We start from the raw sequence: 22,150 nt of genomic DNA, 5'->3' as shown, positions 1-22,150 counted from the left end.
GGCAACTGTTTGGGCTACGCTTGGCCAGTGACCGAAGCCCCCAGTGACCGTGACCCCATCACCGTGATGGGGCTGTTGTTCGAGACCCATGAAGGCTTGATCGCCAAACTCGAACCCACCTGGCGCGACCACGGACTGTCCGGCCTGGAGATGAACGCCTTACAGCGGCTGAGCCGATCCCCCGGCCGCCGGCTGCGGATGGTCGATCTGGCCACCCAAACCGGGCTGTCCACCAGCGGTGTCACCCGACTCGTCGACCGGCTGCAACGCAACGGCCTGGTCGTGCGTGAAACCGACCCCGCAGACCGGCGCAACACCTATGCCACGCTCACCCAGGAGGGAGACGCCCGGCTCGGCCAGGCCCTGCCCGAATACCGTGCCGCCGTGCAGCACTGGTTCATCGAACAACTACCCCCCGATCAACTCGACAGCCTGCTCGCGGCCCTGCGCATCCTGCGCGACGCGCTGCGCCCCGAGGCCACAGCCATCACCTGAACACCCATGGTTATCGTGTGGACAATCATGGAAACCGGTAGCGCGGACGGAATCCCGGTCCTCGGCCCGGTGCTGAAGGCGCTCGTACTCTGGTCCGGCCGCTGGTGCTGCACCGGTTACCACGACCAACTTGACAGGCGATACCCCACCGCGACACCAGCTTCCGCCGGCAACAGGCCCTCGGCGATCTTGTCCCGGAACAGTCGCTCCACCGATCGCTGGTGCTCGGCATGAGCGGATGGCGGCTGACAGAAGCACCGAGATGGGGGACACAAGTCCCGCTGGATCGACAGAGCCGACGGGACTGCCCGGTCGGGTGTTCGCTTACTGCGGACTTGCCGCGACAGTCGTTTCCGCATGTCAGGGCGATCTTTGGCGTCGCAGGTTCGAACAGATCAGGTGCTCCGGGAGGAAATTCCCAGGTCGTACGTCGCAGGTTCGCGCCCCATAGGGGGCACTCACCCGACCGGGGTCGCTACACCCGCGACAGCCGTCTCAGCAGGTCAAAAGCGTTACGCATGTTCGACACGCGAGCCTCCACAGAGGACACCGATCGAGAAAACGCAAGTCAGACGCGTTCCCCTCCCAGCGCCCTGGGGGATACGCAGGGATGGAAACACAAGACCGCCCACCAGCGCATACTGGCCGTATGTCCGAGGCCAACCAGGAAGGCCAACCCGCCGGCGAACACGTTCGAAGCCGTCGGCGCAAGGCCGACGAGCCCACCGCAATCTTCGAAATACGCCTGGTCGAGGGCCGAGTACGTCAACGTCTCGCCGCCCAACAGGGCAGGGTGATTTACGAAATCCTGGAACGGTATGCAGCCCAACAACAATCAGTATCACCAGACGAGACCGAGACCCGACCTGTCGAGGACTGAGCGAGGGTCACGGCACCGACTTCGCCCGAGGGCACCCGAATCTCTTCTGCCCGACACCTTCGACAGGCTCCCGTCCGGAATGCCCCGATAGACACCGTCTTTCATTGCACCAGCCGGATAGCCTGAATGGTCACTTCACCTGAGCAACTCAAGCGAGCTGAGCGGTCCGGGCGACCCGAGCGCCGTCAGCGCGCAAGCGCGGCCACTTCCTCCTCCGCAGTGGTGCCCATCGCCGCGAGAACCGTCTCGGTATCCACGATGTACTCCGCAAACAGCGGACCGGTCACCTCGTGCGCGGCGTGCATCATCTCATCGGTGTAGGCGGCAGTGGCGTCGGTGACCAAGGTGATCAGATAACCCAGTTCCAGCGCCTGGCGTGCGGTGCTCTCGACGCATCCGGGTGCTGTCATGCCCGCCAGCACGATGCGTTCCACACCACGCATACGAAGCTGCAGGTCGAGATCGGTGTTGGCGAATCCGCCCATCCCCCAATGTTCATAAGCCACAACGTCGCCCGCCGTCGGCGCGAGCGGCGGATACCACTGGCCGCCGAAGCTGCCTTCGGCGAATAGATGTGCCTGCACGACCGCGCCGTGTGGCCGGCTGGCCCGCGTCCATCCGTCCCCGTCCCCGTCGCGCCACCGCCGGTGCGGCGCGTACACCACCGTGATCCCCGCCGCACGCGCCGCCCCGACCAACTGCTCGAGATGCTCTCGCGCACCGACCCGTTCGACGACCTCCCGCAGCTTCGGCCACGCCGCACCCCCCTCGGCGAGAAACTCGTTATAGGGATCCACCACAACCAGCGCGGTCGTCCTCGGGTCGTATTGCATCGGTCTCACGTCCTTTCGCTCGCATCTCCGTCGTGGATCCGGAACGCCACCATCGGATCCGCTATTCCCGCGGCATCGACTACAGGGGCCGAAAGGTGCGGCAGCAATCGCGGCAGGATGAACGAACCGCCCGAGACCAGATCGCGGCAGTGGGTCACTTCCGGCACCGGCGATCTCGCGACATCGACCTCGATCGGCGCCGGCACCGGGACTATAGGCGCGATAGCAACGGCGACTCGGTGCTTCACAACTTCGAGCGGAGCCCCGGCCGGTGAGTGGTCACTGAACCTGAAGCAACTCAGGACCTATAGAGGGATTGCAGGAGTGCCGCGCCGACCGGGTCACCGCCCAGAATCGAGCTGCGGGCCTGCTGATACGGGCAGTGGGCGGCCTCGAAAGCGGCTGCGGTGGCGGGTGTTCCGCGCGGTATCCAGGATCGCCGCAGCCTCCGGCTGACCGGGTTTGGTCGTGTCGATCCGCGTGATCGACCGCGGATTTGGTGATCGCGGCGAAGTTCGTTCGACGCCACGCTGCCACCGGCGGCGAGCAGGCAGACCCGACATTCGGCACGCAGCCTTGAACGATTGTTCGGAGAAGCTTCACTGAATCGAGCAGTCGAGGATTCGTCCGTCCACCGTTCCGATCAGGAGTCTGCCCGGTCCGGTGAGACTCACCTAGAGCACCACCACGGGGTGGCCACCGACCGCAAGGCCGGAAGACTCTTCTGCAATAAAGCTCCAACCCTGAGAACACTCGGGTTGGGACGATCGTCCTACAATCCGCGTGAAGATCGCGGTACGCAGCCTGATCGCAGGTCACACGAGGTACAAGTGGAGTTACGAGAAATCGAGGTCTTTCTGACGCTGGCCGAGGAACTACATTTCGGCCGTACCGCGGCACGTCTGTTTATTTCCCCGGCCCGAGTCAGTCAGGTCATCAAAGCACAGGAGCGGCTCGTCGGCGCCCTGCTGTTCGAACGGAACAGCCGCACAGTGCGATTGACGGCCATCGGACAGCAACTGTATGAGGATCTGCGGCCCCACTACGTGGGCCTGCACGACTCCTTCGAGCACGCACGCAGGGCGGCTCGCGGCGTCACAGGTCGGCTGCAGGTCGGGATGATGCCGCTCAACTTCTTCGGTCTGTGGCACTACTGGAAGACATTTCGTAAACGATACCCGCAGTGGGAGTTGCAGATTCGGCACGTGGACTTCACCAAGCCGTTCGCCCAGCTCCGCCGAGGTGACTTCGATGTGTTCGTCGCCTGGCTACCGGTCGAGGAACCGGACCTGACCGTGGGTCCGATGCTGCTCGATGATCCTCGGGTGCTGGCGGTCGCCGACGACCACCCCGTGGCCAACCGGTCCAGCATCGGTATCGAGATGCTCGCGGACTTCCCGCAACCACTGTCCCAACTCGAGCTGGACTACTGGGAGAACGGGTTCGTCCCACTCCAGACACCGCGTGGGCGAACCATCGAGCGCGTCGGCATGTACTCGAACGACGACGACCTCATCGACGCGATCGCGATGGGTGATATCTCGGTGGCCTTCCCCAGCCACGTCACCGAATTCTGGTCGATGCCGCGCATCCGGTACCTTCCCATCCCCGACCTGGCACCGCTACGGTTCGTCCTGGTGTGGCGCACGGAAACCGAGAACGACATGATCCGGGCGCTGGCCGAGGTGGTCCGCTCGGTCGGCACCTTGCGGATGCGGGAATAGCGGTGGGGCTGCGCGATATCGGGGTCTTCCTGACATTGGCCGAGGAACTGCATTTCGGCCGGACGGCGGAGCAGCTGTACATATCTCCGGCGCTGGCCCGACGCTGTTCACCGATCCCCAGCTGCTGGCTGTAGGGGAAGAACACGCTTTGGGCGAGACGTTGGATCTGCGGGGCTGAATCACGGGGCGGGACCGATGGCGGCGGGTCGGTATTCAGAGGAGATTCAGCGTGACGGCCACGGCGCCGAAGGCTCCCATGGTGGAGGTCACGCCGACGTGCATGCCCATCGAGATCCGGATGTCCTTGTTCCGCCAAGCGAACCAGAATCCGGGGAACATGAAGATCACCCGCGATGCGAACACCCACGGCGTCCAGAAGTGGTACAGCGAGAACAGAACCGCGCTCGCCGCTGGTGCCCAGCGGCCCAGGTGGGACAGGCGCGGCAGCAGGAAGCCGCGAAAGTAGAGCTCCTCGATGAGCGGGAGCGAAATTCCGGTCAGCGGCAGGCAGACCAGCATCGTGGTGACCATCGTGGTGTGCGAGTAGCCGTGGAGGAATGCGGTGAAACTGCCGGCCCCCTTGGTGAACGGCACCCAGGTGAAGAAGTGATGTAGGAAGAACCGGTTCACCAGTTCGGTCACGACGCTCAGAATCATCATCCACGCGATGAGCGGGACGACCATCGCCACGAGCTTCCCGCGCGGCACCGGACGGTCGGTGTAGTGCACCACCCCGTGCAGGGAGAAGCGCCCGTTGCGCTGGTAGCCCAACCCGAACAGGCCCAGCAGAACAGGAATCAGTACCAGACACAGCGCGATCGCCCACCCCAGCAGAGTCGGGTAGCGGATGGCCTCGACGATCGGCTCGGCGACGAGCAGGTAGGCGACGACCACCAGAGCGCCGGGGACTAGATGCAACAGGACGGACAGCGGAAGGGAATGACGGTCGCTCGATAGCCGCTCGGCTACCGCGTTCGGTCGGGCATGCGCAACGGCGTACATGAGATGGGCTCCTCGAGACTCGTGGTGGTTGGTCGGTCGATTGAGGCCGACGGCCGCGCCGCGGCTGCGGGATCTGTCATCGGGATGCCGGCAGCCGCGGCGTTCGGTACATCAGGTGGCGTCGAGGGCGGCGGTGATCTTGACAGTCATCTCCACCAGGGTCGGTCCGCTCTGGTTCTGCCGGGCGGCCTCGACCGCGACCAGGACCGTGGCGCGGAAGTTGTCCGCTTCCGCTTCGTCCTGTGCGGCAAGCAGTTCCATGGACGCGGTCAGGGCGGGCAGGACCTGGTCGGCGATGTCGGCGACCGATTTGCCGTCCAGGTTCACACCGGTGCGTTTCTCGGCGAGGACGCGGCCTACCTCGCCGGTCGCCGAGGCGAGGGCGATACTGCCGGTGGTGGCGATCTTGTGCGGGGAACCGCCGGCGGCGCCGGCCGCGGCGAGCAGGGAGATCGCACCGTAGGCGGCGGTGCGAACGGTGAGCTTGTCCTGGTCGTTCAGGGTGACGGCCATGATGGGGTTCTCCTTGAAATCGGTTGGGGTGCAGGTCGATTGACCCGACAATGAGAGGAACAGGAATCGGCCGAGCATGAGTCTCGGCTCAGACGAGCGCGGCCGCGGTTTCGCGGATCGCTTCGGCGACGGCGTGGAAGTCCTTGGCCAGGATCTTGGAGTGGTTGCTGGCGACCCGGGAGCTGACGATCAGGTTCGGGTTCGCGGCCAGACACGGTTCCAAGGATTTCCGTACGGCAGCCATCTCCTCCTCGGCCGCACCAAGATTCGCGCCGGTGGCGATGACGTAGCGGACGGGGGTGGCGAGGCGGTCCAGGACCGGGGCCAATTCCGCGCACAGCAGGTTGAGTTCGATGTTGACGTCGGCGTGCTGGTCGGGGGTCATCCGCGCGGCGAGCTGCAGGGGGCGCAGCAGCCACATCATCGGGCCCATCTTGGCGAACATGGCTCGGATGCGGTCGAGGTTCTCCTGGTCGGTGAAGCCCCAGGGCATGGCGCCGTCGGCGGAGACCACACCAGCGACGCGGTCAGGGTTACGGTCGGCCCAGTGCACGGCGACCAGGGCGCCGTAGGACCAGCCGACCAGGATCACCTTCTCGGTGATACCGCGAGCGGCCAGGACGGCGTCGATATCGCGGAGGCAGGCTTCGAACGAGTAGTCGTTGGATGTCTCGGACTTGCCGCGGGCGCGTTCGTCGAAGGTGATGTGGCGGAAACCGGGTCCGAGGTCGGCGACGACCTTCTTCCAGTTCTTGCGGGTGGCATAGGAGCCGTTGAGGTAGACGACCGGGCGGCCGGTGCCGCCGGTGTCGGTGACCGCGAGGGCGGTGTCCTCGACGGTGACCATGCCGGTCCAGGCCGCAGTGGTGGTGATGATGTTCATGGCTGATTGCTCCTCGGATGCAGTCGAAGTCGTTGTGTGAGCTGTTCTTCGGTGTTGCTCGCGGCCTCGGCCGGGGTGATGTGATTACTGTCGCGGACTGCGCTGCCATGGCGCTGACACGGACCTGACACGCCCGCTGACGGGTGTGTTCAGCGGTTCACGCTGGTCAACGCGGCAGGATTCGGTGCGGTGTTGCCGGGGCTCGGCTTCGCAGCAGCACGTTCGCGAGGATCGCCGCCGCGACGATTCCCACCGCACCGGCGCGGAAGCTGACGGACATGGCCGTGGTGAAAGCGTGCTGAGCTGTGTCCGCGAGGGAGACATCGCCGGTCCGGGCGGCCACACCGAGGGCTTCGCCGAGCGAATTCCGCGCCGTGCCGGGTGCGGACTCGGGCATGCCCGAGGTGAACCGGCTCGACAGGATGCTGCCCAGAATCGCCACGCCCAAGGCAGCGCCAGCCTGGGACAGGGTGCTGTTGAGAGCGGAACCCACACCCGCCTCTTCGGCCGGAACCACACCCATCAGCGCGGTGACCGCCGCCGGAAGCGCCAGCCCGGAACCCGCACCGAACACCAGCAACGCGATCGCGATTCGCGCGAAACTACTGTCGGCGTGCAGCACGGCAAGCACGGCCGAACCGGCCGCCATGACCGACAGCCCGGCCACCGTGAGTGTCCGGCTGCCCAGTCGGACACCGAGTTTCGCGCCGAGCGTGTTGGCCAGCAGCGATGCCACAGCCATCGGGACGAAGGCCAGCCCGGCAGCAGTCGGTGAGTAGCCTCGGACGGATTGCAGGTATTGGGTCAGGGCGAGCATCAAGCCGCCGTTGCCGATCTGCACCAGAGTGAGGGCGAGGCTGCCGCCGGTGAAGTCCCGGTCCCGGAACAGGTTAAGCGGAACCATCGGCTCCGATGTGGTGGTCTCCCAAGTCACGAAGCCCACCAGGGCAAGGACCGACACGGCCGCTGCCGCCACCGTCGCGACGCTGTGAATGCCGTTGCGGGGCAACTCGATGATCGTCCACACCAGCGCCGTCGTACCGGTCACTGACAGCAGGGCTCCCAGCGGATCGGGCCGCCGCCATGGTCCCGTCGACTCCGGCATCAGCACCAGCGCCGCCACCACAGCCAGGATAACGATCGGAATATTGATCAAAAATATTGCGCCCCAGGAGCAATGGGAGATCAACTCGCCACCCAGTAGCGGGCTGCCGACCAGGCCCAGCATGCTGACCGCGCCCCACACCGCCATCGCCGTGCGGCGTTCCTCGGCATCGAAGACGGTGATCAGAATCGACAACGTGGACGGCATGATCAGCGCACCACCGATACCCATGACCACACGGGCGATGATCAACTGCGCCGGAGTCTCGACCAGAGAGGCGCCCGCAGACGCGCAACCGAACAGCGTCAGCCCGACGATCATGACCCGACGGCGGCCGAACCGGTCCGACAAACTGCCCGCGGTGAGCAGCAGGCCCGCGAAGACCAACATGTAGGAGTCGAGGATCCACTGGATATCCTGCGCTCCGGCGTGCAGGTCGCGGGTGAGCGCCGGTACCGCGACCGACAGGGCCATATTGTCGACCACCAGCACCAGCGCGCTCAGGCACAGCACGATCAGGATCAACCAGCGGCGCGAGTCGGGACGGGTCTGCGCACCGGGCTCGCGCGCCACGGCCGATCCGGTCATCGCCGCGCCTCCGTCAGGGTCCGGGCGGTGATGTCGCCCCGGGCAGTGGTGGCGTGGATGGTCAAGCCAACGACCTCACCGGTGCCGGTCAGTGCGTTGTGGATTCGGCCCAACGTCGTGCCGGCATCCAACGTCGCGGTCACCCCGGCGGCGGCACCGACCGAGACCGAGCCCTCCTGGGTGCGCAGCACGAGCTGCCCGCGCCGGGCCTCGTCGATCCGGATGTCGCCGCGACCGGTGCTGATATGTGCGTTGCCGTCCAGGCGCCCGACCGCGACGTCGCCGGAGGCGGTGCTGACCCGCACCACCGTGGCCCGCTCGATCCCGATCACCCCGAGCGCACCGTCGAAGGTGACCTCGTCCAGCGCCCCGGCGGTGGCCAGCTCGGCGCTGGCGGCCGTCACCACGATCCGAGAACCGGCCGGCAGCTGAACAGTGATCTGGACCGAGCCGGACGGACCCGGAATCCGGGTCGTCGAAACGACTTGTATTCCGAGCACGTTATCGGCGAATCCGACCGTGGCCTGTCGTGCTGCCTGCCTGTCGCGGTCCTTCCCGGTATCCGCGGGCCGCACCTCGACGATGACGTCGGTACGTTCCCCGGCAAGAATCCGGATTTGCCCGGCGGGGATATCGAGGACGGCCGAGATCGGAGCGGCAGCCGGAAACTGCTGTGTGGCAGCGACATCTGTCGCCCTCCGGGGCTCGTTGTAATCTTCGGTGTTCATGCCGGAAAGCGTCTACGACACTCGGAACACCGACAACGGGCGATTCCTCAACGTTCGTTAAGCCCGGGTTGATGTCGCTGCTCAGCGGCTCCGAACTTCGCCATCGTCCGGCAACCTTCGGTGACCGCGTCGGCGACCGGATCGACAGCATCAGTCTCATGTCGGGCGACGGAATCCCGCTTCGATCGTCAACGTCCCCCACGAAAACCGCTGGTCGCCCCCGTTCCCATCCTTATAGTGCCCCGCCGGGGGCACTCGACCTGTGACAGCTGTTTCGCAGTTCAAGCGCGGTTGCTTGTGCTCGAGCGGCGAGCCCTCCTGAGGTCGCCGCTCGAGAAATCCCAGGTCAGACCGCTGCGCAAGGCACCCCGGGGGAATACATAAGGATGGGAACACAAGCCGCGAAGTAGGCGCTGGCCGTGGAACTGGCCCCATTCGGGTCAACGCGGTGTCGCCTGGATGGTGAACACCCCTGTGGTCTCGAACGGACTGCCCGACGACGCCGAAAGCGACCACTTTCGCCGAAGCCGTAGCAGCGCTACCGGTTCGCCACATCGCCACCGCCGAGGAGGTCGCCGAGGTCGTGGTCATGGCCGCCACCAGCCGCAACATCACCGGTACTGTCATCGGGGCCGACGGCGGCGCGCGACTGGTGACCATCGGCTGAGTCTCATCATCTGCCGACGAAACAGCAGCGCGACACCTCGAATCGAGGTGTCGCGCTGCTGTGTTCCGTTCAGGCGTCGCGTCGTTCGATCAGCACCGTGGCCAGCGCGAGCAGTACGGCCGTCCACAGCGTGAACACTCCGAATCCTTGCCAAGGGGTCAGCAGGTCACCGGGGGCCGGGACGACCTGCGCGATGGTGCGACCGGCCTCGGTGGGCAGGTAGGCGTGCACATGTTTGCCCAGGCTGCCGGGGAGCATTTGCGCCATCGGGGCCAACACCAGCACGAATCCGATCACGCCGGCGATCGCCGCCGCGGTGTGCCGGACGACCGCGCCGATCGCCATCGCGAACAGCCCGACCATGGCCAGGTAGAGACCACCGCCCACCACGGCCCGGAACACGCCCGGATCGCCGAGCGACACCGGCGCGATGTGCGCGAACAGGGCCTCGCCGATGAAGAACGAGCCGAACGACACCATCACACCGACCAGCAGCGTCAAAAGCCCGAAGACCACCGCCTTGGCAGCGAGCATCGACCGTCGCTGTGGGACGGCCAGCAGGCTGCCCACGATGGTGCCGGAAGAGTACTCGGTGGTGATCACCAGGGCGCCCAGTACGCACATCGTCAGCTGGCCGAGCAGTGAGCCGGACCCGAGGATCATGCCGGTCGGGTCGGCGAGGATCTTGGCCTGGTCCGCCCGATCGGTGTGATCCCAGTTCGCTGCGCCGAGGCCGACGAACAGTGCGGTGGAACCCCAGGTGACGGCGACGAGCAGGACCAACGACCACACGGTCGAGCGCACCGACCGGATCTTGGTCCATTCCGCGCGCATCAGCCGGCTGAACCCGGTGGGTGGGGAGGTTGCGGGTTCGCGGACCAGGGTGGCGGTCATGCTGCATCCTTTCGGGTCGCGGTAGCAAAGTATTCGGTTGACTCCCTGGTCAATTCCATGAAGGCATCCTCGAGTGACGCGCGTCGCGCGGTGACCTCGTAGAGAACTGCGCCGGTGGCGGCGGCGAGTTCGCCGATGCGTTGGGCCGCCATGTTCGACACCACCAACCGATCGCGGCCGCCGGCGGTCGCGGTGGCGCCCTCCCGGACGATCGTCTCCCGCAAAGCGGCCGCGTCCGGGCTGTGGACGAGCACAGTGTGTTCGCTGTGGCGTTCGACGAATTCGGTCACCGAGCAGTCCGCGATCAGGCGGCCGCGCCCGATGATGACGAGATGCTCCGCGGTGACCGCCATCTCGTTCATCAGGTGACTGGACAGCAGCACGGTTCGGCCCTCGGCCGCGAGCTGCTGCAACAGTGTCCGGACCCAGACGATGCCTTCCGGGTCGAGTCCGTTGAGCGGCTCGTCCAGGATCAGCACCTGTGGGTCACCGAGCAGCGCGGCGGCGATGCCCAGCCGTTGTCCCATACCCAGCGAGAGGTTTCCGGCGCGAGTGCGCGCCACGTCCCGCAGTCCGACCAGGTCCAGCACTTCCGCGATCCGGGTGGCGGCGATGCCTTGGGTATGTGCCAGGGCGAGCAGGTGATTGTGGACGCTGCGGCCGGAATGCACCGCCTTCGCGTCGAGCAGGGCTCCCGCGACGCGCAGCGGCTGCCGCAGATCCCGGTAACGTCGGCCGGCGATGGTGGCGGTGCCGCCGTCGGGCCGGTCGAGGCCGAGCAGCAACCGCATGGTGGTGGACTTGCCCGCGCCGTTCGGGCCGAGGAACCCGGTGATCCGGCCGCTGGCCACGGTGAACGACAGATCGTCCACCGCGATCCGCGGGCCGTAGCGCTTGGTGAGGTTCTTCGCTTCGATCATCGGACGCTCACCGTGCCTGCCGCGGTCCGGACCAGGTCGGCGATCCGCTGCTCGGCGGCGGTGGTCAGGCTGGTCAGCGCGTAGGTGACCGGCCACATCGCGCCGTCGTCGAGGTGTGCGGAGTCGCTGAATCCCAGCGTCGCGTAACGAGATTTGAACTTCTCCGCGCTCTGGAAGAAGCAGACCACCTTGCCGTCGCGGGCGTAGGCGGGCATGCCGTACCAGGTCTTCGGGCTCAGCTGGGGCGCCTCGGCGGTGACGATGGCGTGAATGCGTTCGGCCAATACACGATCGGCGGGTGCCATCTGCGCGATCTTGGCCAGCACGTCAGCCGTTCCGTCGGCCTTCGCCGTCTTGCCATTTCGCCGGGCCGTCGTCTTCAGTTCCTGCGCATGCTCCTTCATGGCGGCGCGCTCCTCGGCCGAGAAGCTCACGGTGGCAGTGTTTTTCGTGGTCATGGTCTGTGTCCTTGCCGAGTCGAGGTTTTCAGCGGTCCTGCAGCACACCGAGCACGTTGCCGTCGGGGTCGACCACGGTGGCGACCCGGCGGCCCGCGCCGACATCGCGGATCGGTTCCGCCACAGTGGCTCCGGCGGCGGTCAGTTCGGCCAGCTTCGCCTCCAGGTCGGGGACCGCCCAGTAGGTGACAGGTGCGGTCATGCCCTGCGGCCCGCCGCCGGGGACCAGGCCGACATGCGTGTCGCCGACCTCGAAGCCGACGTAGTACGGGCTTTCCGCGGTCACCGGCACGCCCAGCAGGGCGGCGTAGACCGGCTTGGCGGCGGCCAGGTCGGTGACCGGGTGCAGCACGGTCTTGATGCCCAGGGTGGTCATGGAATCTCCTGTGATGTCGTGTTCTTGTGGTTTCCACGGTAGGAATCGCGGGGCCGCGGAACATCCGTGGTGACTACGGAATCCACTACGGATCGGCTACGCGGGTGGCGCTACCGGGAACCGGCGACAATGGGTGCGTGTCGAAGCAGATCGCCGCCGGAATCTCGGTCCGGGAGGCCGAGGTCCTCGCCCTGGTCGGGCAGCATCGCAGTAACGCCGAGATCGCGGCGCAGTTGTTCATCTCCGTTCGCACCGTGGAGACCCACGTGTCCTCGCTGCTGCGCAAGGCCGCGGTGCCCGATCGGCGTGCGCTCGCGGACCGAGCGGCCGAGCTCGGCGATCCCGAACCGGCCGCATCCCCGGTCGCAGCACTGCCCACAACCCTGACCTCCTTCGTGGGCCGGGTCGAGGAGCAGGCAGCACTGCGCGGCCTGGTCGTCGCCCATCGACAGGTGACCGCGCTGGGTCCCGGTGGCGTCGGCAAGACCCGGCTGGCGCTGGCCGTCGCCGCGGATCTGGCCGGCGAGTTCGCCGGTGGCGTCTGGTTCGTAGATCTGGTCCCGGTGACCGACCCGGCGATGATCTGCGCGGCGGTGGCCCAGGCCCTGGGCATCGGGGAGCAACTGGGCCGGGGCCTGGACGATTCGGTGACGGCGGCGCTCGCTGACCGGCGGCTCCTACTGGTTCTGGACAACTGCGAACATCTGCTGGACGGGGTGGCGCTGTTCCTGGAGCGACTGCTGGCCCGCTGTCCGGGCGTGACCGTGCTGGCCACGAGCCGGTCCAGGCTCATGGTGCCGTTCGAGCAGGTCTATTCGGTGCCGCCGCTGTCGCTGGACGAGAACGCGGATGCCGTAGCGCTGTTCCTGAATCGGGCGGCGGCACTGGGCTGGCCGGTGCCGACCGAACAGGCCGACCGAGTGGCCGAGATCTGTGCCCGGCTGGACGGTCTGGCGCTGCCTATCGAACTGGCCGCTGCCCGGCTGCCCACGCTGGGTCTGGACGGGCTGACCGCCAGCCTGGCCGATCCGTTGCGGCTGCTCGTGGGCGGACGCCGCGCCGACGAACGACACCGGTCGGTGCGGGCCACACTCGACTGGAGCCAAGCGCTGTTGCCCGAGCCGGATCGTCTGTTGCTGCGACGGACAGCGGTATTCGCCGGGCCCTTCACCGCCGCAGCCGCCGCCATCGTGACCGGCTATCCCCCGCTCGCGCCGGCAGACGTCGCGGACGGACTGGCGCGGCTCACCGAACACAGCCTGCTGTCCGTGGTTCCGACCGGAACCGGCATCCGATATCGCGTGCTGGCGACCGTTCGCCAGTACACCCGGGAGCAGCTCGACACTCTCGGCGAGCTCCCCGCGACACTCGCTCGGCACCTGGCGTGGAGCCGGTCGACCGCGACCGAGCTCACGGAGCACACCGGAACCGGTTCGTGGCGAACCGAATTCGATTTCGTGGCCGACGACCTTCGAGCGGCACTGAACTGGGCGGCAGCCGAGGCCGGACATCGAGCGCAGGCGTGCGACCTGGCGCTGGCGCTGGCGCGGATCACCTTCACGCGCAACCTGATCGGTGAATCGCAGCGGCGCTACGAGCAGGCCGCGATGCTCACCGACGACCCGGCGGTGGCGGCCGCGGCATTGCGAGAGGCCGCTGCCACGGCCGGTTGTCGGATCCACGGCGCCGAGATGTACCGGCTGTACCTGGCGGCTGCGGAGGTCGCGCGGAAAGTCGGCGATACCGCAGCTGCCGCAAGAGATCTCGCGACGGCAGTGAGTACCTGCTTCCGCATGTCCGATACCTTCGACCACCTGCCCGCGCCGCAGGTGACGGCCGAGCTGCTGGCCACGGCCCGAGACCTGGCCGGGGACGATCCGGCCGCCGCGGCCGCGGTCGCGGTCGCCGAATGCGGCATCCGTTCTGCGGAATCTGATGGCTCCCAGGCGATCTCGTTGGCCGCACGAGCGGTCGAACTGGCCGAGCGAACCGCTGATCCGCTGTCACGTAGCGCGGCGCTGGACGCCTTGGCCGCGGCTCAATGGTGGTGCGGTGACACGGCGGCGAGCGCGGTCACAACCCGTCGCCGGGTCGAACTGCTCACTGCGGCACCGGCGACCGCGGCTGGTGCGCTGGAGCGGGTCGGCGCGCTGTCCGAGGCCGCCGACAGCTGTCTCGCGAACGGGGATCTGGCCGGCGCTCGCACCTGGGCCGCACAGCTGCGTGACTTGCCACTGCTCGCCGAGCGCGGCGATCTGGCAACCTCACGGATTCTGGTGGTGGAGGCATTGTCCGGGGACGCGGACGCGGTTCGAGCCGGCAGCCGGCGGTTCGCCGACGCCTGGGAGCTGTCCGGGCGGCTCCCCGCGCCGCAGCTCGCGGTGTCCGCGGCGGCTGTTGCCCTGGTCCATGGTCTGCGCGGCGACGCTCCCGCGCAGGCCCGCTGGCAGGCGATCGCTACCGAGCTGTCCGGGCCCCCGGCAGTGTGGTGTGCGGTGTTCGATGCCGTGCTGCTGCTGCACGCCGGGGACGCGGACCGGGCCTGGGGCGAATTGGCCACGGCACCTGACGATCTGGACGAGCAAGTGCTGTGGATCTGGCGGCACTGGTACGTGGCGCTGCGCGCCGAGGCGGCGGTGCTGGCTCGCCGGCCGGAGGCAGCGGAGATTCTGGATGCAGCAAAGAATACTGTGGCGGGAAACCCGATCGCCTCCGCGATCACCGCACGCGCCACCGCCCTCCAGGATGGGGATCGACTCGCAGTGCTGGCCACCGCGACCGCGTTCGAGGCCGCGGGCTGCCCGGTTCAACAGGCCCGCAGTTCGATCCTGGGCGGTGACCCGGACGGCGCGGCACTCATGAAATCCCTCGGTTTCATGGCGAACCCATGAGCACACGACGATCACCCGGACCTGCCGACGACAACCGCCCCCGGATCCGACGTGCACGATAGTGCGTCGAGGACGGCCATGGTCGCAGGTAGAAGGGCCACCGCGACCTGATGTGATCAGACGTGAACAAGCGAACGTCAATCCAGCTGGGGACGGCCGAATCTCGCTTCGACCGTCAGCGTCCCCCATGAAAACCACTGGTCACCACCGTTCCCATCCTTATAGTGCCCCGCCGGGGGCGCTTCCGCTACAGGTCAGCGCCAGAAGTCGCCTGGACATTCGGGCCCGATCTGGACCGGACCCCAACAAGATCCCAACCAGAATGCTCGGCGACCGGGTGCGTAGTGAGCAGCGGGCACGGCGTTCCGACCGACTTGCGCAGACCGAAGTCCTGGAATGTCGACGAGCAAGCGAGCTGGCGTACCGCTGATTGTTGCCAACAGACAATCCGATTTCCAATTCCGTTGCAGGACAACATCTTTGGCAGCTCCTTGAGGTCTTCCGCGAAAGCGGGCACCGATCCAGCTCATCCGCAATCGGAATTCACAGCGGTTCGATGTCGGGAGGTAGTCGGTTTCGCCTCGCGGGCAGGCGATCTCCACCTATCCTGCATTCTGGTCAATCGTCCAATTAATGGGACCGGAGGGCACGGATGCGCTCGACCCGTAAGGTCGCGATGTTCACGGCAGCGCTGGCCGCCTCGACCGCGCTGGTCACCGCAGCGCCGGCCGCACACGCCGACACCCCCGCTCCGCAGATTACCCACAGCCTGCACGCGACACACGGCAACGACGCGCGCATCGTCGACGACCGTGGCCGAACGGTGCTGCTGCGCGGGGTGAACGTCAACGGACTGGGCGGCTACTACCAGGAGTGGCCGGACCTCCCACCGAATGTCGCGCTCACCGAAGACGATTACGCGGCGATCTCCGCGCGGGGACACAACGTCGTGCGCATGGTGCTGTCGTGGTCGCGGATCGAACCGCAGCGCGGCGTGTTCGATCCCGGATACCTGGATCTCATCGCGCAGAACGTGGAATGGGCGCGCAGGCACGACATCTACGTCATCCTCGACATGCATCAAGACGCCTGGGGTCCCGCGGTGAACACCCCGGACGGCACCTGGTGCCCGCCGTTCATGCAACCGAGCGTGGGATGGGACGGCGCGCCCGCGTGGGCCACGTCGCTCGCCGGGACCATGGGCACCTGCCGGATCGGCATGCGGGAGATATCTCTGTCCGTACAGTCCTCGTTCCAGCGGTTCTACGACAACGCCGACGGCATCCAGGACGAGCAGATCAAAGCATGGCAGTTCGTCGCGGCCCGATTCGCCGACAACCCCGCCATCGCCGGCTACGACCTGCTCAACGAACCCAACCCCGGCCTGCTCGTCGGCATCGACGACTACGTCCTGCTCGGCAACTACTACAAACGTGTCGTCCCGGCCCTGCGCGCCACCGAGACCGCCACCCGCGGCGGATTCCACCACATCGCCTTCTTCGAGCCGGGTGTGATCAGTAGCTTCCTCCCGCTGCCCGGCCCGCTCCCATCGTTCGTGGACAACGACAATGCCGTCTACTCCCCACACCTGTACAACGAATCCGGTGGCCTGGCCCCCGGAACGATCGAAGACGGATTCGATGCCGCGGCGACCGCGGCACGCAACTACGGAACGACGTTGCTGTCCGGTGAGTACTATCCCGAAAACCTCGACCAATGGCACCGCTATGCCGCACAAGAGGATTCACGCCGCATCGGCGGCACGATGTGGCATTGGAAGGGCGCCTGCGGTGACCCGCACGCCATCCAGGTCCGCCACACCCGCCCGGCCTGCGCCACCCAGGGACCGGCCGTCGCGGGATGGGGGACCACCACCGACCCGGACACGCTGGCCGTCATCTCCCGCCCCTACGCCCGCGCCACTCCCGGGACCTTGACGGCCCTCGGTCCCGACATCCCCTCCGGTGCACTGACTGTGGCCGGACAGACCACCGGAGGCGGTGCGACCGCCGATCTGTGGGTACCGCAACGCTGTTCCTCGGCGCAGGTGACCGGCCAGAACGTCGGCGTCGCATCCGTCACCCCGGTCCCGGGCGGCTATCGCGTCACCGTGCCGGTCCCGTCGGCCGGTGACTACCGGATCGCCGTCACCTGCGGATGATCCGCCTGCGGCCCCTGCCGAAGCTTCGGCAACCGGAGGGCTCGGCCTGAAGTTCAGGCGAGTGCGGCGGCGGTTTCGCGGACGGCTTCGGCGACGGCGTGGAAGTCCTTGGCCAGGATCTTCGAGTGGTTGCTGGTGACCCGAGAGCTGACGGTCAGGTTCGGGTTGGCGGCCAGACACGGCTCCAGGGAGGCACGGACGGCTGCCATTTCCTCTTCTGCCGCGCCGAGATTCGCGCCGGTGGCGATGACGTACCGGACCGGGGTGGTGAGGCGGTCCAGGACGGAGGCGAGGTTCGCGCACAGGACGTTCAACTCGATGTTGACATCGGCGTGCTGGTCGGCGGTCATCCGGGCGGCCAGCTGCAAGGGGCGCAGCAGCCACATCATCGGGCCCATCTTGGCGAACATGACGCGGATGCGGTCGAGGTTCTCCTGGTCGGTGAAGCCCCAGGGCATGGCGCCGTCGGCGGAGACGACGCCGGCGACGCGGTCGGGGTTGCGGTCGGCCCAGTGCACGGCGACCAGGGCGCCGTAGGACCAGCCGACCAGGATCGGCTTCTCGGTGATGCCGCGGGCGGCAAGGACGGCGTCGACGTCGCGGACGCAGGCTTCGAAGGAGTAGTCGGCGGAGGTCTGCGACTTGCCGCGGGCGCGCTCGTCGAAGGTGATGTGGCGGAAGCCGGGGCCGAGGTCGGCGATGACCTTCTTCCAGTTCTTGCGGGTGGCGTAGGAGCCGTTGAGGTAGACGACGGGGCGGCCGGTGCCGCCGGTGTCGGTGACCGCGAGGGCGGTGTCCTCGACGGTGACCATTCCGGTCCAGGCCGCGGTGGTGGTGATGTTCATGGCTGATTGCTCCTCGGATGCAGTCGAAGTCGTTGTGTGAGCTGGTCTTCGGTGTTGCTCGCGGCCTCGGCCGGGGTGATGTGATTACTGTCGCGGACTGCGCTGCCATGGCGCTGACACGGACCTGACGCACCCGCTGACAGATACGGACCGCGACGGCGTCCCGATGTACCGTGTTCCCTCCAGGCCGCGCTGCGGCCGCCGCGCGACCGCACTCGGTTCGACCGGACTCGGGCGTCGGGCAGCCTGGTGATCGACATCGTCACGATCCGACGCCGACACGGGCCCGGAGCGTGCGTTCGCTGAGCCTCTCCGGCGGCGTCGCCCTAACCGATGTGCGCGATATCCGACCACAGATCGCATCGGTGCTGTGCGAGGAACGAATCTCCCAGCACAGTGCGGTCATTGGCTAGTTCGAGGGTGGTGTCGGACGTGGACGGCCAGGGCGCGAGGGCTGGGGTCTCGGGATCACCGGTGTGCGCGAAACGTGCCCAGCTCTGCTGAATGCGTTGTGACAGCTGGTCGCCGCTGGGTGGCAGCGGGATGGCGAGCCCCATCAGTCCGGAGAAGACGTACGGGACCTCGGCACCGTGAAATGCGCCGGGCAGCAACGGATTCCCACTGAGGGGCGCGTCGTCGAACTGGTATTGCCACACTCTCGAACCGCCGCGGCGCGCGGCCTGCGTGATGAACGACGCGGGGCAGGCGAAGAACCCGTCCGTGATCACCTGAGTGATGGCCGCCACCGCGGAAGGGAAGCCGGACAACGGATATCCGGCCAGCACTCGCGCGCTGTCGTCGTGGAACAAGTCGTGGACCCAGAGCTCGTAGCCGGTCGCGTCAGGGACGATGCCGTGCGCGTAGTCGAGCAACGCCACGAAAGTCGCGCCCTCCCCGGCGTTGCTGCCCACGATCAGCGGGATCCCCCGAGCAGCTCCGTCGGCCAGCGCGGCCTCAGGACCGCTGGTCACCACGACACCGTCCGAAACCGGCCGCCAACTTACATCCATGGTGTTCAACATGGTTGTCGGAGAATCCAACAGGCGATCGACGGGCAGGGCCCGAAGGCATCGCAGCCGGGTATCGGGGTCGCCGCAGCCGAGCCCGGCGGCGTAGTCGGCCGACGTCCGGTACGCGGCGTCCTCGGTGGGCGGTGCGAGCGGGCTGCGTGCGCAGGAACCGCTTTCGATGATGGCCTTGCTGTAGAGACCGCGCGCCGTGGGCGAGGCGAGTTGGGTACACACGCTCATGCCGCCGGCGGATTCGCCGAACAGCGTGACATTGTCCGGATCGCCCCCGAACGCGGCCGCGTTGTCTCGGATCCAGCGCAACGCGGCCTGCTGATCGAGCGTGCCGTAGGTCCCGGTGGCCCCGCCGTCCTCGCCCGCGAGTTCGGGGAGTGCGAGAAAGCCGAAGGGGCCCACCCGATAGTTCGGGATGGCGACGACAACCTGTCCTTCGCGCACGAGCCTGGCGGGCGAATCGTATTGCGCATTGGACCCCAGGAGGAACGCACCCCCGAAGAGCCACACCATGACCGGCAGGGTGGCGCCGGCCGCGTGTTCGGGGACGTACATGTCGATGGTCAAGCAGTCTTCGCTCGAGGGTTGCAGCGCGGGGACACTGGGCAGTGGCGGTGATTGCGGACATTGGGGTCCGTGGGCGGTCGCCGGACGGACACCGTCCCAGCTGGACGCCGGCCGGGGTGGCGCGAACCTGCCGTCGCCCGCTGTCGACGCCGCGAACGGCACCCCGAGGTACTTCTCGATGCCGTCGGCACGCAAGCCCCGGAGCGATCCGGTGGCGACGGTCGCGATCGGATCGGCGAGGTCGCCGGGTGCCGCGCTTGCGGGCGCGAAGGCGGTAGCCGCCAGCACGACGAGGCCGGTCAGAATCGCCGGCCAGCACGGCCACACCATGCTCCGGCGGCGGCCACGGGCGAGGACAGACCACATGCGTGACTCCCACTGGCATCTACTTTTGAAACAAAAGCAATATATGGGACCACCCGCCCGGGAGTGGGGCGTTCAGGTGAGACTGCCGAATCTATTGCGCCGGTTACTCGCTCAACGCCGACAGCAGGCGCTGCAATGCCGGGAGCGCGTCCTGTATCGCACGCCGATCGGCGGCGGGAAGGTCGTCGAGGGCCTCACGCAGCACGGCCGCACTGGCACGGTCGTACCGCGCGAGCAGGCTTCGCGCATGCGTCGATGCCACAAGCAGCGCGCCTCGTCCGTCCGACGGCAAGGGGAGCCGCTCGACCAGATCGGCCGCCGCCATGGTCCGAACGAGATTGCTGATCGTGGACTGCGCCACCCGCAGTTCGGTGGCCGCCCCGCCGGGCGTGATGCCATCGGTCGCGACGAGCAGCCGCAGCAGTTCGATCTGCGCTTCCGGCAGGTCGGGCAAACCCGCCGCGGCGCGCGTGGACCGCATGACCGCCCGCCGTAACGGACCGAGCAGAGTGCTGAGCCGGGCTTCGACCGAGGTCGCCGGTTCGAGGTGACGGGCCGGAGAGTCCACCGCCCCATTCTGCCCCGGCGGCACCCGGCGACTCCGGGCGCAAGCCCGGGACCGTCCCGTCGATACTTCCTAGCCCTGATAGATCTCGACATAAGCGTTGGTGGCCACGGCGGCGACGCCGGGACCCACACCCGTGCAGCCGGTGGCAACGCGCTGGCCCGTCGGGGTGAAGGGATAGCTGAGTACCTGGTAGGAACCGATGTTGTACTGCGGGAAGAACGCACCGGCGTACAGGCCGAAACAGTCGACGTGCAGGACGTAGTTGCTGCCTCCGTCGGGTTGGCACGTCGCTGCCGCGCCGAGGAGGTCCCGCTCGACAACGCAATCCTGCGGCGCCGCCTGGGCAGCACCGGAACCGATGATCGCCACACAGGCCAGACCCGAAAGACCGGCGGTAGCGATGCGTGCGGCGGCAAGAATCGTCTTCGTCATGGAGATCCTCCTCAGGATGACCTTCGGCCAGGAGCGGCTGCATGTTACCGACAGAAGCCGATTCACCGTCGGTAGCAGCAAACACACGCGCTTCGGTACTCGTGGTCGCGAACCATGATCGCCTACCGTACCGGCCACATGATCGCCGCCGTCCGAGCCGACGCGACCAGCGGTCCACGACATATGATCACCGCGCATGCTCCTGCACAACGAGGTCCGACTGGTTCCTTCCAGCGACTGGAGTGCATCATGGCGAAAGCATCCGAATTTGCCGATATTTCGATCGGCACCGATCCGACCGTCTATTTCCGACATTCCCTTCGGCGCCCAGTACGGCGGGATCGACGGGAGCACATTGAACAACTGCATCGACCACGGCAACCCGCACGGCACGCGGAAACAGCATCTGTCGTCGATCGTGTCGCGGCAGACCTGGGTGGCCGCCCGGCGGACATCTTTCATGTGCGTGCAATGCCAGTGGCGCTACGACCAATTGAAGGGGCTGCCGGAAAAGGGCATCGTACCGATACCCCGTGGGTACGGGCCAGGGCGTGGAGTGTCCGAAATGCGGTGGGCTCGTTCTCGACCCGAGCTGGCCGGCCGGCGAAACCGGGAGCGGCCCCCGCCGGGAGAGAGTCGGCGGGGGCCGCAGCGGTTACCGGGCCGCGGAGCCGCTGGTGATCGAGGTGATGATCGCCCCGATGTTCAGGCTGTTGTTGGTGATGGTGGAGCCGGTGCCGTTGAGCCCGGTGGAGAACGAGCCGGTGGCGACCGGCGGGATGCAGGTGGTGACGGCTTCGACGACCGGCTGCGAGGTGGACGTCGGGGACAGCAGCGTGCCGCCCTGGGTCGCGACCAGCGAGTGGTTGCCGGTGCTGCTCGGGGTCCAGGCGAAGACCGCGGTCTGCGAGCCGCCGAGCAGGCCACCGGTCACGTTCTGGGTCGAGACCAGGTTGCCGTTGTCGAGCAGGCTGACCGGGCCGGTCGCGCCGAGCAGGCCGGTGCTGACGGTGACGGTGACCGAGTAGGACTGGTTCGCGCAGTAGTTCCCGCCGTTCGGCGTCTGCACGGTCACGCCGGTGACGTCGGCGTTGGCCGCCGGGGCTGCGAACGCCGCGATGGCCGCCATGGCGCCGAGGGTGGTGAGGGTGTAACCGGCACGCTTAGTAATGCTCATCCAGCTTGCTTCTTTCCGCGGAATGGACGCTCGGGGTCGAGCGGTGTGAAACATT

General features: G+C 67.2%; 21 protein-coding genes. 5 read left to right on the top strand and 16 right to left on the bottom strand.

From position 1 onward, the window contains the following. Window positions 1-27: 27 nt before the first annotated feature. Both EBN03_RS12570 and EBN03_RS33725 read left to right on the top strand, forming a co-directional pair. On the top strand, window positions 28-495 hold the full coding sequence (locus EBN03_RS12570; RefSeq protein WP_233608339.1) for a MarR family winged helix-turn-helix transcriptional regulator: 468 nt from the start codon (window positions 28-30) through the stop codon (window positions 493-495). A gap of 649 nt (window positions 496-1,144) precedes the next feature. Continuing rightward, window positions 1,145-1,375: a hypothetical protein gene (locus EBN03_RS33725; protein ID WP_147471562.1), complete on the top strand. Its 231-nt coding sequence runs from the start codon at window positions 1,145-1,147 to the stop codon at window positions 1,373-1,375. Window positions 1,376-1,560: 185 nt separating this feature from the next. Here the strand turns inward: EBN03_RS33725 and EBN03_RS12560 are convergent, their stop codons facing one another. Continuing rightward, a complete protein-coding gene (locus EBN03_RS12560; protein ID WP_122188155.1) occupies window positions 1,561-2,208 on the bottom strand; it encodes a cysteine hydrolase family protein in 648 nt (215 codons plus the stop codon). Window positions 2,209-2,213: 5 nt separating this feature from the next. Beyond that, the gene (locus EBN03_RS34100) at window positions 2,214-2,414 is read right to left on the bottom strand and encodes a hypothetical protein (RefSeq protein WP_158675606.1); all 201 of its coding nucleotides are present in this window, start codon (window positions 2,412-2,414) and stop codon (window positions 2,214-2,216) included. A gap of 624 nt (window positions 2,415-3,038) precedes the next feature. Between EBN03_RS34100 and EBN03_RS12550 the strand changes: the two genes are divergently transcribed. Then, window positions 3,039-3,932, top strand: coding sequence for a LysR family transcriptional regulator (locus EBN03_RS12550; RefSeq protein WP_122188153.1), 894 nt, complete (start codon window positions 3,039-3,041; stop codon window positions 3,930-3,932). Window positions 3,933-4,145: 213 nt separating this feature from the next. On the opposite strand, the gene EBN03_RS12540 is transcribed toward EBN03_RS12550, so the two are convergent. The 9 genes from EBN03_RS12540 to EBN03_RS12500 all read right to left on the bottom strand — a co-directional run bounded on the left by EBN03_RS12540 (window position 4,146) and on the right by EBN03_RS12500 (window position 12,066). Then, a complete protein-coding gene (locus tag EBN03_RS12540) occupies window positions 4,146-4,934 on the bottom strand; it encodes a CPBP family intramembrane glutamic endopeptidase (RefSeq protein WP_122188152.1) in 789 nt (262 codons plus the stop codon). A gap of 111 nt (window positions 4,935-5,045) precedes the next feature. Beyond that, complete coding sequence (locus EBN03_RS12535; RefSeq protein WP_122188394.1) at window positions 5,046-5,447, bottom strand: hypothetical protein; 402 nt, start codon at window positions 5,445-5,447, stop codon at window positions 5,046-5,048. 88 nt (window positions 5,448-5,535) lie between these two features. Then, window positions 5,536-6,330, bottom strand: a complete 795-nt coding sequence (locus tag EBN03_RS12530) for an alpha/beta fold hydrolase (RefSeq protein WP_233608338.1) — start codon at window positions 6,328-6,330, stop codon at window positions 5,536-5,538. Between the two features lie 166 nt (window positions 6,331-6,496). Beyond that, the gene (locus tag EBN03_RS12525; protein WP_122188151.1) at window positions 6,497-8,023 is read right to left on the bottom strand and encodes an MFS transporter; all 1,527 of its coding nucleotides are present in this window, start codon (window positions 8,021-8,023) and stop codon (window positions 6,497-6,499) included. After that, complete coding sequence (locus tag EBN03_RS12520; RefSeq protein WP_122188150.1) at window positions 8,020-8,751, bottom strand: DUF4097 family beta strand repeat-containing protein; 732 nt, start codon at window positions 8,749-8,751, stop codon at window positions 8,020-8,022. The genes EBN03_RS12525 and EBN03_RS12520 overlap by 4 nt, the downstream gene beginning before the upstream one ends. Before the next feature lie 736 nt (window positions 8,752-9,487). Continuing rightward, window positions 9,488-10,312 carry an ABC transporter permease subunit gene (locus EBN03_RS12515; protein ID WP_122188149.1) on the bottom strand — a complete coding sequence of 275 codons (825 nt, stop codon included), beginning with the start codon at window positions 10,310-10,312 and terminating at the stop codon, window positions 9,488-9,490. Beyond that, on the bottom strand, window positions 10,309-11,232 hold the full coding sequence (locus EBN03_RS12510) for an ABC transporter ATP-binding protein (protein ID WP_122188148.1): 924 nt from the start codon (window positions 11,230-11,232) through the stop codon (window positions 10,309-10,311). Before EBN03_RS12510 ends, EBN03_RS12515 begins: the two co-directional genes overlap by 4 nt. Further along, the gene (locus tag EBN03_RS12505) at window positions 11,229-11,690 is read right to left on the bottom strand and encodes an iron chaperone (protein WP_122188147.1); all 462 of its coding nucleotides are present in this window, start codon (window positions 11,688-11,690) and stop codon (window positions 11,229-11,231) included. Before EBN03_RS12505 ends, EBN03_RS12510 begins: the two co-directional genes overlap by 4 nt. Window positions 11,691-11,718: 28 nt before the next feature. Beyond that, window positions 11,719-12,066, bottom strand: a complete 348-nt coding sequence (locus EBN03_RS12500) for a VOC family protein (RefSeq protein ID WP_122188146.1) — start codon at window positions 12,064-12,066, stop codon at window positions 11,719-11,721. Between the two features lie 137 nt (window positions 12,067-12,203). Between EBN03_RS12500 and EBN03_RS12495 the strand changes: the two genes are divergently transcribed. Next, window positions 12,204-14,957, top strand: coding sequence for an ATP-binding protein (locus tag EBN03_RS12495; protein ID WP_233608337.1), 2,754 nt, complete (start codon window positions 12,204-12,206; stop codon window positions 14,955-14,957). Between the two features lie 652 nt (window positions 14,958-15,609). Beyond that, the gene (locus EBN03_RS12490; protein ID WP_122188145.1) at window positions 15,610-17,118 is read left to right on the top strand and encodes a glycoside hydrolase family 5 protein; all 1,509 of its coding nucleotides are present in this window, start codon (window positions 15,610-15,612) and stop codon (window positions 17,116-17,118) included. 53 nt (window positions 17,119-17,171) lie between these two features. Here EBN03_RS12490 and EBN03_RS12485 read toward each other — a convergent pair whose 3' ends face one another. From EBN03_RS12485 to EBN03_RS12465, 5 genes are all read right to left on the bottom strand, one after another. Beyond that, window positions 17,172-17,963: an alpha/beta fold hydrolase gene (locus tag EBN03_RS12485; protein WP_233608336.1), complete on the bottom strand. Its 792-nt coding sequence runs from the start codon at window positions 17,961-17,963 to the stop codon at window positions 17,172-17,174. 326 nt (window positions 17,964-18,289) lie between these two features. Then, complete coding sequence (locus EBN03_RS12480; protein WP_122188144.1) at window positions 18,290-19,918, bottom strand: carboxylesterase/lipase family protein; 1,629 nt, start codon at window positions 19,916-19,918, stop codon at window positions 18,290-18,292. A gap of 103 nt (window positions 19,919-20,021) precedes the next feature. Continuing rightward, window positions 20,022-20,399 carry a MarR family winged helix-turn-helix transcriptional regulator gene (locus EBN03_RS12475; protein WP_122188390.1) on the bottom strand — a complete coding sequence of 126 codons (378 nt, stop codon included), beginning with the start codon at window positions 20,397-20,399 and terminating at the stop codon, window positions 20,022-20,024. A gap of 156 nt (window positions 20,400-20,555) precedes the next feature. Further along, complete coding sequence (locus EBN03_RS12470) at window positions 20,556-20,918, bottom strand: hypothetical protein (RefSeq protein ID WP_233608335.1); 363 nt, start codon at window positions 20,916-20,918, stop codon at window positions 20,556-20,558. A gap of 655 nt (window positions 20,919-21,573) precedes the next feature. Continuing rightward, window positions 21,574-22,095 carry a hypothetical protein gene (locus EBN03_RS12465; protein ID WP_147471561.1) on the bottom strand — a complete coding sequence of 174 codons (522 nt, stop codon included), beginning with the start codon at window positions 22,093-22,095 and terminating at the stop codon, window positions 21,574-21,576. Window positions 22,096-22,150 lie beyond the last annotated feature (55 nt).

The sequence above is a fragment of the Nocardia stercoris genome (genome assembly GCF_003696265.1).
In the GTDB taxonomy this organism is placed as follows: domain Bacteria; phylum Actinomycetota; class Actinomycetes; order Mycobacteriales; family Mycobacteriaceae; genus Nocardia; species Nocardia stercoris.
This window is presented reverse-complemented; position numbering and strand designations above follow the sequence as displayed.